Origin of the sequence: Algibacter sp. (assembly GCF_039977455.1) — a bacterium.
GTDB lineage: Bacteria > Bacteroidota > Bacteroidia > Flavobacteriales > Flavobacteriaceae > Algibacter_B.
Map to the genome: position 1 here is coordinate 268,385 of NZ_JBDWDG010000022.1, position 15,676 is coordinate 284,060.

Here is a 15,676-nt window from a genome sequence, read left to right on the forward strand (position 1 = left end):
TCAAATTGCTTAACTTCCCTCATCCAAATTCGCTATTTACTAATTTATTGTTTTTTTGGAACGGAATTTGAATTTATTTTAGAGATAAAATTACACACATGAAGCATTCACTAGTTCTATTTATGATTATACTATTTTCAACCTTTACTCAAGCTCAAAATCCTAACTACGAAGATTTATGGACAAAAGTTGAGAATTTTGAAGTTGATGGTTTAACAAAATCGGCCTTAACAATGGTTGAAGCTATTGAAAAACAGGCTACCAAAGCAGATAACCATTCCCAAGTAATAAAAGCCATGCTTTATAAAAGTAAGTATGCGTTAGTTTTAGAAGAAGATGCGCAGCTTAACATTATTAACGACTTACAAACTAAAATTGCCGCTAGTGAATTTCCAACCAAAAATATTCTAGAAAACATATTAGTTAATTTGTACTGGCGGTATTTTAACCAATACAGATGGCAATTTTATAATAGAACAAAAACTGCTAAAAAAGTTGATACTACCGATTTTAGAACTTGGGATTTACAAACGCTGTTTAATGAAATCCATTTACACTATCAGAACTCGTTAGAAAATGGTTTAATGCTACAGCAAGAAGCTTTAGAAAACTATAATGTTTTATTACATGAGCAAATAGATTCTAAAATTTACCGCCCTACCTTATTTGATTTTTTAAGCCATAATGCCTTGGAATTTTATAAGACTAACGAAACACAAATTACTAAACCTGCTTATAAATTCGAAATTGATAATGCTGATTTTTTAACTGACGCAGAAACGTTTTCAATATTAAAAATTGAGTCTAAAGACACCACATCGTTACAATTTAATGCATTAAAAATATATAAAGATTTAATTCGATTTCATTTGAAAGATGAATCGCCACTAGCATTAGCACAAGTAAATATTGAACGCTTAAAATTTGTAAAGGAATATGCTACTTTTTCAGATAGTGAAGCGCTTTTATTAAAGGCTTTTAAAATTGAAGGTGACCGCATAAAAAATCAGGAAGTATCTGGTTTATATGATTTTGAAATCGCCTCTATTTACTATCAACAAAGTCTCACCTATCAGCCAAATACGAATGAGAAACATCGATGGAAAGCTAAAGACGCTCTTGAATTATGTAATCAAGTAATTTCAAAATTCCCAAAAAGTAAAGGAGCCGAAAAATGTGCAATTTTAAAATCTCAAATTGAGCAATTCTCGTTTCAAATTACGACTGAAAACTTTTTACCCATTCAACAAAATGCTCGATTATTACTCCGATATAAAAACCTAAATGCCATTAAATTTAATGCATATAAGATATCGGAAAAACAATATGAAACCTTTTCAAACATCTATAGAGAAGATGAGCAACGTCTATTTATTAAAAACTTGTATGCCAATAAAATTTGGAAAAGTAATTTAAGAAACGAAGCCGATTACCAAACACATACTACAGAGGTTTTTATACCTAATCTTAATTCTGGCAGATATTTAATTGTTGGATTTATTGAAGAGAATGAAGATACTTTTGCCTTTGCTAAATTACAAGCAACTAATATAGCTTTTGTAGAAACCGAGGCTTTAGACCATAAAATATTTCAAATTATTGACCGAAATAATGGGGAACCACTTCCCAATACTAAGGTGGAGGTCTCATACTCCACAAAAGTTAATAAAATAACTTCTAAAACCTATACCACTAACAACCTTGGAGAAATTAAAATTAGCAAGGACAAAAGTTGGTATAGAAACGTTAATTTAAAAGTACAAAATGCTGATGATGTCGCTTACTTTGGCGAATTTTATATTAATAAAACCTATAACCAGCCTGAAGAAAAAACATCCTATAAGTCCTTTTTATTTACGGACCGTAGTATTTACAGACCAGGACAAACCGTATATTTCAAAGCCATTGCCATGGAAACTTTTGATGGCAAATCTGAGGTTTTAGCAAATGAGTCGGTTTATGCCAAATTATACAATGTAAATAATGAAGTACTTAAAACACTAGAATTTAAAACTAACGAATTTGGATCTGTTGCTGGCGAATTTATTTTACCAAATAACGGATTAACCGGTATGTATCGTTTGGAATTTAATACAGATTCTAAGAAATATTTAAGAAGTACTACTAGTTTTTCTGTTGAGGAATACAAACGCCCAAAGTTTGAAGCTAAATTTACACCGGTTACCGAAACTTATAAAATTAACAACGAAATTACCATAAAAGGAAATGCTTTAGCTTATACAGGAAACAACATTACAGATGCTAAAGTAGTATATCGTGTGCACCGAAAAGTGCAATATCCACGTTGGTACTTTTGGTACAGACCTTATATAAATAGCGAACCACAAGAAATTACGCATGGCGAAACGATTACCAACGCCAATGGCGAGTTTGAAATTACTTTTAAAGCTATTCCTGACCAAAGTGTAAATAAAAATACCCTACCCGTTTTTAATTATGAAGTTACTGCCGATGTTACCGATTTAAATGGTGAAACAAGACGTGCTACAACAGTTATAAACGTTGGCTATCACGCTTTACTTGCCAATTTAAGTATTGAAAATATATTGGATAAAAGTGATAACACCCATAAAATCACTATTGACACCAAAAACTTAAATGGAGAGTTTGTTCCTGCTACAGGTACTATAAAAATGTACAAACTAAAAGCGCCTAATTCGGTATTACGAGCACGCCCATGGAATGCTCCAGACTATCAAGAAATCTCCGAAACCGTTTTTAAAGATTTGTTCCCACACGAAGCTTATAAAAATGAGCACAATTCTAGTAACTGGGATAAAGGTGAGTTGGTTTTAGAACAATCATTTAATACAAAAAAGACCAAAACCATTGCCCTTGGTAAAATTAAAAAATGGCAATCCGGTGAATATGTTATCACTTTAGAAAGCAAAGATAAATTTGGCCAATTGGTAAAAGACGAAGCTAAAACCACCTTGTTTAGTACCGCTGATAAAGTGCCTGCTGATAATCAACTATTTTCTATATCAACTAATAAAACAGCATATAAAATTGGAGATACGGCTAGTATTACGATGGGTTCTGCAGCCGATAATATTTCGGTTACCGTTTCAATTGAGAAAAACAGAAACATTATCAAAACAGAAATCATAAAACTAAACGCTAATAAAAACACCATTTCAATTCCCGTTACAAAAGATGATTTAGGTGGTTTTGTTGTGCATTATAGTTTTGCTGCTTTTAATAGTTTCCAGTCGGGCTCTCTAGCTATTTCGGTGCCTTACCCAAATACTAATTTGAAAATTGAAACCCTGACATTTAGAAATAAATTACAACCCGGAATCGATGAAACTTGGCAATTTAAAATTAAAGGGCCTGATGGCGAAAAAATAAGCTCCGAGCTATTGGCAAGCATGTACGACGCCTCGTTAGACCAATTTAAACAGCACAACTGGAACTTTAACCCGATTAAAAACAGAATATATAGCGCTTATAGTTACAGAAGAGCAAACCAAAGTTTTGGCATTCAAAATTTTAAAGTTTATCAGATGGGATCTGGAGTTAGTTACCCTCAACAACAATACGACCAATGGAATTGGTTTGGTTTTAGATTTGGTTATGACCATGATTTAAGATATCGAAGATCTTCTAGTGTTTCTAAAACATTAAGCGGTCAAGCTCGAGGAATTCAAGTGGTTTCAGATGAGTTGGAAATCGAAGAAACCCTGTTAGAAGATACTGCATCTGTTGCATTTAGCTCGAATAAAGAAGAATTAGCATCTGCCCCAATGCAAAAACTAAATGACGAGGTGATTTTAAATGATGATTATAATGAAGCTAAGCCAACCTTCGGCAATATCCAAATTCGTAAAAATCTACAAGAAACAGCATTCTTTTTTCCGCAGTTAAAAACAGATGAAAAAGGAAATATAAGTTTCAGCTTTACAACACCCGAAGCTTTAACACAATGGAAATTGCAACTATTAGCACATACTAAAACTTTAGAAAACGCAACGCAAACATTTAGCACAGTTACCCAAAAAGAGTTGATGGTCATTCCTAATACGCCTCGTTTTTTACGCGAAGGCGATAACATTACCATAAGTACAAAAATTGCTAATCTTACTGAAAGCCAATTATCAGGGCAAGCTATGTTATTATTAACCGATGCTATTTCAGGAAAAGCTATTGATTCTGATCTTGGTAATTCAGAAAACAACCAAGCATTTACCGTTAATGCCAATGGTAACACGCAAGTATCATGGACTTTAAACATTCCTGTAAATCTGCAAGCTGTACAATATAAAATTATTGCAAAATCTGAAACGTTTAGTGATGGTGAGCAAAATGCATTACCTGTTTTAAGTAACCGTATGTTGGTTACCGAAACCTTACCCATGTGGATTAAAAGCAATCAAACCAAAACATTCACTTTAGATAAGTTGATGACTAACACCTCAACATCGCTTACAAACCACAGGTTAACTTTAGAGATGGCTTCCAACCCTGCATGGTATGCTGTGCAGGCTTTACCTTATTTAATGGAGTATCCTTATGAGTGTAACGAGCAAACATTTTCAAGGTATTACGCAAATGCTTTGGCCAGCCATATTGCAAATTCAAACCCAAGAATACAGGAGGTGTTTAATCAATGGAGAAATACCGATGCTTTACTTTCTAACTTAGAAAAGAATGAAGAATTAAAATCTATTTTAATTCAAGAAACCCCTTGGCTACGTGATGCACAAAGCGAAACAGAACAGAAAAAACGCATTGCCTTATTATTCGATTTAAATAAAATGAATAATGAATTACAATCGGCTATCAAAAAATTAGAAAGCAATCAATTGTCTTCTGGTGCTTGGGCTTGGTTTAATGGCGGCTATGAAAACAGATACATTACACAGCATATCGTTACTGGGTTTGGGCATTTAAATAAGTTGAATGTTAAAACTCATCCACATTCAAAAATGATAGAAAATGCCATTTCATATCTAGATAATGAATTTGTTAAAGAATATAAAGACCTTAAAAAATATAACAAAAACGTCGATTTAAGTAAAGATCATTTAAGCTACACCCAATTACATTATTTATACATGCGAAGCTTTTATAGCAACGTTAAAAAATCAAATGAGGTTGAAACCATTATTAACTACTACCAAACACAAATAAAAAACTATTGGTTAAACCGCTCGTTATACTCTAAAGGATTAATGGCTTTGGTATCCCATAGAAATAGCGATGTTAAAACGGCTTCAAAAATTTTAAAATCGCTTAAAGAAACAAGTATCACTTCAGAAGCATTAGGTATGTATTGGAAAGCCAACACCAATTCATGGCATTGGTATCAAGCACCAATTGAAACCCAAGCCTTATTAATTGAGGCCTTTGGTGAAATTGAAAATGATACCGAAACTATTGATAACCTAAAAATTTGGTTACTTAAAAATAAGCAAACCAACCGTTGGAAAACGACCAAAGCAACTACCGAAGCGGTATACGCATTGCTGCTTCAAGGCAACGATTGGTTATCTATTACCGATATGGTAGATGTGGTTATTGGTGGACAAGCCATAGCACCTTCAAAATTGGAAAATGTAAAAATTGAAGCAGGAACAGGTTATTACAAAACAGCTTGGAATACTGCCGAAATAAAACCAGAAATGGGCGAGGTTAAAATCTCTAAAAAAGGAAAAGGCATTGCTTGGGGAAGTTTATATTGGCAATATTTTGAAGATTTAGATAAAATAACCACTGCTAAAACACCACTTAAGCTTAGCAAAAAGTTATTTTTAAAAAGTAATACAGATACTGGTGAAGTAATTTCAGAAATTAATTCTGAAACCGAATTAAAGGTTGGTGACTTGGTTCGTGTTAGAATTGAATTACGAAGCGATAGAAACATGGAATTTTTACACATGAAAGACATGCGTGCCTCTGGATTAGAGCCCGTAAATGTTATATCAAAATACAAATGGCAAGATGGTTTAGGTTATTATGAAAGCACAAAAGATACGTCAACAAACTTCTTTTTTGACTATTTACAAAAAGGGGTTTATGTTTTTGAATATGATTTACGAGTCAATAACGCAGGTAATATGAGTAATGGCATTACAACCATTCAAAGTATGTATGCACCAGAGTTTAGCAGCCATAGTGAGGGGGTTAGAATTAGCATTAAATAAAAAGTTTATTAATTAGAACACCACGCTACGACCAAGCTAAAAATAGTTTTATAAACAACTTACCATGTTTCAAATTACTAACTAAAATACACTACTAAATCAAAAACAATAACCTTTGTTGCCCATGGTGAAATCGTTACAGGGTTAGCCTTAATTTTTAACAAATTTGCTGCTTTAATACTACTAATAAGTATATCGGTAATTGTGTATATTATTTCATGACACTTTAGAGCTAGAAAGTATTCCTGGAACTTTAGTTTTATAAGTATTAAATATAGCAGTTTTATATGGCTACAATTACAAAAGCTTACTTAGTTAAATATGGTTTTATAAAAAAAAGGTTATTAAATCCTCTTTTTTTATGCTTAACTTTGAAGAATGTAAACCCAAATTCATTACATAATCATTTTGCAAAATTCAGCTACTTCTAAAATAACTTTACTTTTATTGGCATGTCTTTGGTTATTTTCTGGATGTAAAAACAGTAAATCTACTTTTAAAAACGGAACTGAAATTAACAGCACTCCACAAATTTTATTTCTAAATTATACCATTGAAAAGGATATAAACGGAAACAGAACGATTCAATTTATTAATAAAAAAGTAGTTGAAGCTAAATTAAAAAAGCAAATTATTTTACCAATTGATCAAGGCATTGAAGGGGATTTAATATTAAGTGAGCTAAATAAAAGATCTAAAATATTAAAGCAGCAACTTATAAAAAACCCATTATCAAGAACTATTGAATTTGTCGATGAGTCCAAAAATTTTAAAACAAAAGTTATAAAAACCGATAAAGCGCAGTTCTCCATTAGGTTACAACTACAAAATAGAACGAAATACATAACAATTAGTAACTTTGCTAAAATTACGCCCCTCATTAAAACTCCAATACACTAGTATGAAATCTATTTTCTGCTTTTTAATACTTATCTGTAATGCGCTTTGGGTTTCTGCCCAAGAGTTTGATGTAGAATCAATAAAAGTTACAGGAGATAACAGCAAGCGCATTAATTTAGTATTTATGGGTGATGGCTACACGGCTTCAGAATTGAATACATTTATTGAAAACGCTACAAGCTTTACAAATTCTATGTTTAGCCAAAGTCCGTTTAAAGAATATGCCGATTACTTTAATGTTTACGCCATTAAAGTACCATCGACCGAAAGTGGTACCGACCACCCTGGAACTGCTACCGATGTAACAGAACCGGTAATTGATGTTGTAGAAGTTGACACACATTTTAATACCTCATTTGATACTGGAGGCTATCACAGGTTACTTTACACCTATAATTCCAATACGATTTATAGTATTTTAGCCGACCATTTACCAGAATATGACCAACCTATTATTATAGTGAATTCTCCTGAGTATGGTGGTGCTGGTGGTGCTTATGCAGTTTCATCAACAGGTACAAGTGCCGATGAAATTGTGATTCACGAATTAGGGCATTCTCTTTTTGATCTAAAAGACGAATACTATCCCGGTGATAGTTTAGCTGGCGAAGCCATAAACATGACCCAAGAAACAAATGCTGAAGCTGTTAAATGGAAAAATTGGATAGGTACAAATGGTGTTGGCCAATACGCCTATGGAAGTTCCGGAAGCCAAGCTACATGGTTTAGACCCCATCAATATTGTAAAATGCGTTATTTAGGCTATCCTTTTTGTTCGGTTTGTAAAGAAGGTATTATTGAAAAAATTCATAGTTTAATTTCCCCAATAGATAGTTATACTCCAGATAATACGGTTAACAACCCAACGTTTCCAATAGATTTTGAGCTCCATTTGATTAAACCCAATCCAAATACATTAGAAAGTGAATGGACACTTAATGCTGAAAGTTTTGCTAGTAATGTTGACGATGTCGCGTTACTTGAGTCTGATTTGGTTGAAGGCGTTAACACCTTAACTACCATTATTCATGATAATTCTTCATTTTTAAGAGTAGATAATCATGAAAGCTTTCATGTATATACAGTAACTTGGACGATAAATTATTCTACACTTGGAGTTGAGGACATTGAAAGTGTAGCTAATAATTATAACATATCACTTTACCCCAACCCAACAACCAATATTTTAAATATAGAATTTGAAAGCCCATCGATTTCAGATTTAAAGATTGAAATAATGAGCATGGAAGGTAAAAAAATTAAACAGACTCGTCTTTCTAACTTTGAAACAAAACAGCTAAATATTAGCGATTTAAGTACCGGTGTTTACATTACAAACTTCTATTCTAATAATGTATTAATAGCTAATAAAAGGTTTATTAAAAATTAATTACTTTCTGGAGGGTAACTATTTAGAACCTTTTCTACAATGGCATTTAAGCGTTCTTCTCGTTTTTGGGGTGTGGCGTTTGGGTTAAAACTAGATTCGCTAATGGCCTGCCAAAAGAGTTGCTTTTTATTTTCGTCTACAAAATCGATAGTGATTTGTCGGTTTACATTAGCCTGACCAATTGGTAAGCCTATAGATATACCACCGCCAACGTTTCCGCCACCGCCACCCACGCCAACACCAACAGTTTGCCGTTGTGGCTCCTGATATTCTTGACTTTTAATGTCGATAAAAAAATCGGGAGTTTCGGAAAAACTAAATCCTTTGGATTGCATTTTTGCATCTATAGCGTTTAATAAACGTTTGGTATCTAGTTCGCTTAAACCGGTTTGCATTTCGGCATAATATTGGTAGGTTTTGTAAGTATTAAAGCTAGTTGTTTTATCGTAATCGTAATTTACACGAATAGGTGCACAGGACACGATTAAGAAAGCTAGAACAGCAATTTTTAGAAATTTCATAACAGGTTCTTTTATTTATAAAATTAATCAAAAATTATTCCAATGTTGAATTTTAGGTATGCTGTTGCGTTAGGGATTGAAACGGTATCCTTTTTTATTTAACAAGATCTGAACTTTGTTTTAAACTAATAATTAATATAAAGCCACGTCCTTAGCCCTCGCTATAACGTTATAAAAAAGATATAGTGTAAAGCCCGACCCTTGTGGTAACGCCCAAAATATATTAATCGTTCAACATTTTCCATAAAACGTCTTTAAGCTCGGTGATGCCTTTTTGAGCCACAGAAGATATAAACATGTATGGAATTGGTAGTTCGTTATCGAGTTCGGTTTTCATTTCTGCCTGTAACTCTTCGTCGAGCATATCGCATTTTGATATGGCGATAATGCGCTCTTTATCTAGCATTTCTGGGTTATAACGACGGAGTTCATCCAGCAGAATATCGTATTGTTTTCTAATATCTTCGGCATCGGCAGGTATCATAAATAACAGTATAGAATTTCGTTCTATATGTCGTAAAAAATAATGTCCAAGACCTTTACCTTCGGCAGCACCTTCGATAATTCCAGGAATATCTGCCATGACAAACGTTTGGAAATCACGATACTTTACAATACCTAAATTAGGTTTAAGTGTTGTAAACTCGTAATCGGCAATTTTAGGTTTTGCCGATGTAACTACAGACAGTAGAGTTGATTTTCCAGCATTTGGAAACCCTACCAGACCAACATCAGCAAGTACTTTTAACTCCATAGTTACGTACTTTTCTTCCATAGGAATACCTGGTTGTGCGTAACGTGGTGTTTGGTTGGTAGAACTCTTAAAGTGCCAGTTGCCTAATCCACCTTTACCTCCTCTAGCTAATATAACTTCCTCGCCATCAAAAGTAATTTCGAAAAGAATTTTATTCGTTTCTGTATCTCTAACTACAGTTCCTAATGGCACATCGATATAAACATCTTCGCCATCGGCTCCAAAACTACGACCACTACTTCCATGCTCACCATGTCCTGCTCTACTATGTTTTTTAAATTTAAGATGCAGCAATGTCCACAAATTTGCTTTTCCGCGAACAATAACATGACCTCCACGACCACCATCTCCTCCATCTGGACCACCTTTTGTAATATATTTTTCGCGATGTAAATGCACAGAGCCTTTACCTCCATTTCCGGAAGACACAAACATTTTTACGTAGTCTACAAAGTTTCCCTCAGTCATAGTAATTTATTTTTATTGAACATATAAAACTAAAACACCGTACAACCACCGGCTGTACTCCTTTTAATTTTAAACCTTCTGTAATACTTTAAGTTTATATTAAAAATACAAAAACTATAACTTCTATTTTAAAAGTTATAGTTTTTAATAATGAGATTCCTACTTGTGTAGAAATTTATAATTTATTGATTACAGCGCTTAAGCGTTCTGTAATTTCTTCGATACCGCCAATACCGTCAACCCCAAAATATTTATTTTGAGCTGCGTAATAATCTTTTAAAATGGCTGTTTCGTCATAATACACTTTAATTCTATTTCTAATAACAGTTTCATCGGCATCATCTTTTCTTCCGCTAGTTTTACCTCTTTCAAGTAAACGTTTTACTAAAACCTCATCGTCAACTTCTAAAGCTATCATGGCATTAATTTGAGAATCTTTACTATCCATTAACTTATCTAAAGCCTCCGCTTGTGCGTTAGTACGTGGAAAACCATCAAAAATAAATCCTTTGGCATCGGCATTTTTTTCAACCTCAGCATTTAACATATCGATAGTCACTTGATCTGGAACCAACTGCCCTTTCTCAATAAAAGATTTGGCCAACATACCTAGAGCAGTATCATTTTTCATGTTGTATCTAAATACATCACCTGTTGAAATATGTACTAAATTATATTTCTCTTTTAAAAATTCTGCTTGTGTTCCTTTACCTGCTCCTGGAGGGCCAAATAATACTAAGTTAGTCATGTGTTGAGTTTGTTTAATTTGATATACTTCAGGCAAATCTCTCCCTAGACCATCATAATCTAAGCCGTAACCTACTATGAATTTGTTGGGAATTTCAATACCTATATAATGTAATTTAAAATCTTTTTTATACGCTTCGGGCTTGTAAAATAAAGTTGCTATTTTTAATGCCTTTACCTTTTCATTTTTAAAAATTCTATGAATTTCAAAAAGCGTTTTTCCCGTATCAATAATATCTTCTAAAATAATTACGGTTCGCCCTGTTAAATCTTGGGTTAAACCAATTAGCCTTTGAATGTCCTCGCTCGATTTAACTCCCTCATAAGATGCTAATTTAATAAAGGTTACTTCACAAGGGTTAGGGTACTTTTTCACAAAATCGCTAACCACCATAAACGAGCCATTTAAAACACCTACAAATACAGGTATTTCATCGCCTACATCTTTCGCTATTTCATCAACCATACGTTGTAAAGCAGCATCTATTTCTTTGGCAGAAACAAAGGGTTTAAAATTTTTATCGTGTAGCTTTATCAAGGGTAATAATTTTTAAAGTTGCAAAGATAATCAATATACTTAATACATTTAGTTTTTAGCTGAAATTGACGTATAAAAAAGAATAAAACATACATATCACCCTTTTATTAGGCATTCCCTTTTTTTGATTTATGATATGACAACTAATTTAAGATTTAAGTGTATTTTTGCATAACTTTAATAGCTTATTAGCAGTAAAATCATGACAAATTATTTTTCTTCAAATTTTAAACTTGGTATTCTTGGTGGTGGTCAATTAGGCAAAATGCTACTTTACAACACTAGAAAGTTTGATATTTACACCACGGTTTTAGACTCTAGTAATGAGGCACCTTCTAAGATAGCTAGTAATGAATTCCATTTAGGAAACTTAATGGATTACGATGCCGTATATAATTTTGGAAAACAGGTTGACATTTTAACTATCGAAATAGAAAACGTAAACGTTGACGCCTTAGAAACGCTTGAAAAAGAAGGCATAAAGGTGTATCCTGCTTCAAAAACACTACGGCAAATTCAAAACAAAGCCAAGCAAAAATTATTTTATCGCGACCAAAATATCCCAACTTCAGAGTTTACAAGGTTTGCCTATTTATCTGAAATAGAAGATACTGTTATAAATGGTGGGTTGCATTTTCCTTTTGTTTGGAAAGCTGCTCAATTTGGCTATGATGGTAATGGCGTTAAAGTGGTTAGGAAATTAGAGGATCTTGAGGGTTTGCCAAAAGGCGAATGTATTGCCGAAGAACTAATTCCTTTTAAAAATGAATTGGCTGTTATTGTTGCAAGAAGCGTATCGGGAGAAATAAAAACTTATCCTGTGGTTGAAATGGAATTTCACCCAGAAGCTAATCAAGTAGAATACGTAATTTGTCCGGCTAGAATTCCTGATAGCGTTGCAAAAAAAGCCGAAGAAGTGGCTTTAAAAACATCAAAAGCATTTAATCATGTTGGCTTATTGGCTGTTGAAATGTTTCAAACAGAAAATGACGACATTCTAGTTAATGAAGTTGCTCCAAGACCTCATAATTCTGGACACCAAACCATAGAAGCTAGTTACACCTCCCAGTTTGAACAACATATTAGAGCAATATTAGATTTACCTTTAGGAAGAACCGACAGTAAAGTTGGCGGCGTAATGGTAAACCTAGTTGGAGCAGAAGGTTACACAGGAAACGTAGTGTATCAAAACATTGAAAACATAATGAAACTAGATGGTGTAACTCCACATATTTACGGTAAAAAACAAACTCGACCATTTAGAAAAATGGGACACGTAACCATTGTGAATGAAGATTTAAATGAAGCGAGACGGGTTGCGGAATTAGTCAAGAATAGTATAAAAGTTATAAGCGAATAAATACTAAAAGAAAACAAAATTCCGAATGGTAAAATTGGGGTTTTGTAATTTAAAACATTGTAATTATTATGAAAGTAGGAATTATTATGGGAAGCAAGAGTGATCTTCCTGTTATGCAAGATGCCATAGACATCTTAAAAGGTTTTGATATTGAAGTTGAAGTAGATATTGTTTCGGCACACCGTACACCCGAAAAATTATTTGATTATGGTAAAAACGCTCACACCAGAGGTTTTGCTGTTGTAATAGCTGGTGCTGGTGGTGCTGCACATTTACCTGGAATGATTGCTTCTTTATCGCCTTTACCTGTAATTGGTGTGCCTGTAAAAAGCAGTAACTCTATTGATGGTTGGGATTCCGTACTTTCTATTTTACAAATGCCAGGTGGCGTTCCTGTAGCAACCGTAGCTTTAAACGGTGCAAAAAACGCTGGAATTCTTGCGGCTCAAATTATAGGAACTAGCGACAAATGTGTCCTAGACAAAATCATAGCCTATAAAGAAGGACTTAAAATAAAAGTAAACGAATCTGCTAAAGATTTAAAATAAAAAAAAGCCCCGAAGTTATTCAGGGCTTTTCAGCTATTAACAAATAATTCTTTTGAGTTAGTCACTCTTCGTATTATCGACTGCAAAAATATATAAAATTTACTATGCATACATAGTAAATTTTATTTTTAACACATTCATTAAGGAAATGATAAAAAAAACTCTACTTACACCGTTTAAAACTAAATATAACACACCTCCTTTTAGAATAATTGAAACCTCTGACTACCTACCTACCATAACAGAGGCTATAAAAATGGCTAAAAATGAGATTGATACCATTGTAAATAATCCTGACCAGCCTACATTTGAAAATACTATTGTTGCTCTAGATTTTTCTGGAGAACAATTAGATAGAATTTCTAGCATTTTCTTTAATTTAAATTCTGCTGAAACTAATGAAGACATTCAAAAGATAGCCCAAGAAGTATCGCCTTTACTTTCAGAGTTTAGCAATGATATTACATTAAATGAAGATTTATTTAAACGTGTTAAAGCTGTTTATGAATCTAAATCGGAATTAAATTTAACAGAAGAACAATCCACACTTCTGGATAAAAAATATAAAGGCTTTTCTAGAAACGGAGCCAACCTACCGGAGGGCAAAAAAGTTAAGCTTAGAGAAATTGATAAAAAACTAAGTCAGTTAAGCTTAAAATTTGGTGAAAATGTCTTAGCTGAAACTAACAAGTTTGAAATGCTTATTTCAGATGAATCTGATTTATCTGGACTACCAGAAGGCACCATAGAAGCAGCAAAACAATTAGCAGAATCTAAAGATAAAGAAGGTTGGTTATTTACATTAGACTACCCAAGTTATATTCCATTTGTAACCTATGCTGATAACAGAGAACTTAGAAAAAAAATAACTTTAGCGGCAGGTAGTAAAGCATTTAAAAATGACGAATTAGATAATAAAGATAACGTATTACAAATCACAAAACTTAGACACGAGCGCGCCAATTTATTAGGCTACCAAACACATGCGCATTTTGTTTTAGAAGAACGTATGGCAGAAACGCCTGAAACTGTTCTTAATTTTTCGAATGAATTATTAGAAAAAGCTAAACCCGCTGCAGAACGTGAATTCAAAAACCTTGAAAACTTTGCTAAGGACCTAGATAATATTGATCGCTTGGAAAAATGGGATGGCCCTTATTATTCGGAAAAACTAAAACAAAAATTATACAGTTTAGATGACGAAAAGCTTAAACCTTATTTCAAACTAGAAAACGTAATTGATGGCGCTTTTACCATAGCTAATAAATTATTCGATTTAAAATTTGAAGAAATTGATACGATTGATAAATACCACGACGATGTGTTAACCTATAAAGTTACAAACACCAAAGGGGACTTTATTTCCGTTTTTTATGCCGATTTCTTCCCAAGACCAGGAAAACGTAATGGCGCGTGGATGACATCATACAAACCACAATACATTTTAAATGGTGAAAACAGCAGACCACACGTTTCTATAGTATGCAACTTTACAAAACCAACAAAAACCAAACCTTCGTTACTAACTTTTAATGAGGTAACAACTCTATTCCACGAATTTGGACATGCACTTCATGGTATGTTAGCAAACACCACCTACCCTAGCATTTCTGGCACTAGTGTATTTTGGGATTTTGTAGAATTACCAAGCCAAGTTATGGAAAACTGGTGTTTCGAGAAGGAGGCCCTAGAGCTATTTGCTACGCATTATGAAACCGGAGAAGTTATCCCAATGGAATTGGTAAAAAAAATAAAAGAATCGGCGACTTTTCATGAAGGAATGCAAACCTTACGTCAATTAAGTTTTGGCTTATTAGATATGAGTTGGCATGGTCAAGACCCAATCCAAATTACAGATGTAAAAGCTTTTGAGACGGAAATATTTAAAAACACATCTCTATATCCTGAAACCAAAGAAACCTGCATGAGTACTGCATTTTCTCATATATTTCAGGGCGGATATTCATCAGGCTATTATAGTTATAAATGGGCCGAAGTTTTAGATGCAGATGCCTTTGAATATTTTAAGGAAGAAGGCATTTTCAATAAAACGGTTGCCACAAAATTTAAAGACAACGTGCTAAGCCGAGGCGGAACAGAAAACCCAATGACGCTTTACAAACGTTTTAGAGGGCAAGAACCAAAACCTGAAGCACTATTAAGACGTGCTGGATTGATATAAATTATTAAAAAGGAAAGCTGAATCTTAACGATTAGTTTTTCTTTTTACCACAAATTTTCAATAATTGCTGAAAGTTTAAAACTTAAAAGACTCGTTTTATG

The 15,676-nt window shown here is 33.4% G+C and carries 9 protein-coding genes; 6 read left to right on the plus strand and 3 right to left on the minus strand.

The genetic code is table 11. The features are described 5' to 3' along the window. Nucleotides 1–98 precede the first annotated feature (98 nt). The 3 genes from ABJM36_RS10110 to ABJM36_RS10120 all read left to right on the plus strand — a co-directional run bounded on the left by ABJM36_RS10110 (nucleotide 99) and on the right by ABJM36_RS10120 (nucleotide 8,457). Nucleotides 99–6,167 (plus strand): MG2 domain-containing protein, encoded by a 6,069-nt coding sequence (locus ABJM36_RS10110; protein ID WP_348451326.1) that lies wholly within the window; start codon nucleotides 99–101, stop codon nucleotides 6,165–6,167. Nucleotides 6,168–6,575: 408 nt separating this feature from the next. Beyond that, nucleotides 6,576–7,067 carry a hypothetical protein gene (locus tag ABJM36_RS10115; protein ID WP_348451327.1) on the plus strand — a complete coding sequence of 164 codons (492 nt, stop codon included), beginning with the start codon at nucleotides 6,576–6,578 and terminating at the stop codon, nucleotides 7,065–7,067. Between the two features lies 1 nt (nucleotide 7,068). Next, nucleotides 7,069–8,457, plus strand: coding sequence for a M64 family metallopeptidase (locus ABJM36_RS10120; protein ID WP_348451328.1), 1,389 nt, complete (start codon nucleotides 7,069–7,071; stop codon nucleotides 8,455–8,457). On the opposite strand, the gene ABJM36_RS10125 is transcribed toward ABJM36_RS10120, so the two are convergent. The 3 genes from ABJM36_RS10125 to ABJM36_RS10135 form a co-directional block, all read right to left on the minus strand. Then, entirely contained in the window at nucleotides 8,454–8,978 is a 525-nt protein-coding gene (locus tag ABJM36_RS10125) for a DUF4136 domain-containing protein (protein WP_348451329.1), read from the minus strand. The genes ABJM36_RS10120 and ABJM36_RS10125 overlap by 4 nt on opposite strands. A 223-nt stretch (nucleotides 8,979–9,201) precedes the next feature. Then, the gene (gene obgE / locus ABJM36_RS10130; protein WP_348451330.1) at nucleotides 9,202–10,200 is read right to left on the minus strand and encodes a GTPase ObgE; all 999 of its coding nucleotides are present in this window, start codon (nucleotides 10,198–10,200) and stop codon (nucleotides 9,202–9,204) included. 175 nt (nucleotides 10,201–10,375) lie between these two features. After that, nucleotides 10,376–11,485, minus strand: a complete 1,110-nt coding sequence (locus tag ABJM36_RS10135) for an adenylate kinase (protein WP_348451331.1) — start codon at nucleotides 11,483–11,485, stop codon at nucleotides 10,376–10,378. Nucleotides 11,486–11,687: 202 nt separating this feature from the next. Between ABJM36_RS10135 and ABJM36_RS10140 the strand changes: the two genes are divergently transcribed. From ABJM36_RS10140 to ABJM36_RS10150, 3 genes are all read left to right on the plus strand, one after another. After that, complete coding sequence (locus tag ABJM36_RS10140) at nucleotides 11,688–12,845, plus strand: 5-(carboxyamino)imidazole ribonucleotide synthase (protein ID WP_348451332.1); 1,158 nt, start codon at nucleotides 11,688–11,690, stop codon at nucleotides 12,843–12,845. Between the two features lie 65 nt (nucleotides 12,846–12,910). Next, nucleotides 12,911–13,393, plus strand: coding sequence for a 5-(carboxyamino)imidazole ribonucleotide mutase (gene purE, locus ABJM36_RS10145; protein WP_348451741.1), 483 nt, complete (start codon nucleotides 12,911–12,913; stop codon nucleotides 13,391–13,393). 148 nt (nucleotides 13,394–13,541) lie between these two features. Then, nucleotides 13,542–15,575, plus strand: a complete 2,034-nt coding sequence (locus tag ABJM36_RS10150) for a M3 family metallopeptidase (protein WP_348451333.1) — start codon at nucleotides 13,542–13,544, stop codon at nucleotides 15,573–15,575. Nucleotides 15,576–15,676: the final 101 nt, after the last annotated feature.

Excerpts from the sequence above, each read along its gene's own strand:
- ABJM36_RS10110 (WP_348451326.1), top strand. The coding sequence starts at position 99 with ATGAAGCATTCACTAGTTCTATTTATGATTATACTATTTTCAACCTTT.
- ABJM36_RS10140 (WP_348451332.1), top strand. The coding sequence starts at position 11,688 with ATGACAAATTATTTTTCTTCAAATTTTAAACTTGGTATTCTTGGTGGT.
- ABJM36_RS10150 (WP_348451333.1), top strand. The coding sequence starts at position 13,542 with ATGATAAAAAAAACTCTACTTACACCGTTTAAAACTAAATATAACACA.
- ABJM36_RS10120 (WP_348451328.1), top strand. The coding sequence starts at position 7,069 with ATGAAATCTATTTTCTGCTTTTTAATACTTATCTGTAATGCGCTTTGG.
- obgE (WP_348451330.1), bottom strand. The coding sequence starts at position 10,200 with ATGACTGAGGGAAACTTTGTAGACTACGTAAAAATGTTTGTGTCTTCC.
- ABJM36_RS10125 (WP_348451329.1), bottom strand. The coding sequence starts at position 8,978 with ATGAAATTTCTAAAAATTGCTGTTCTAGCTTTCTTAATCGTGTCCTGT.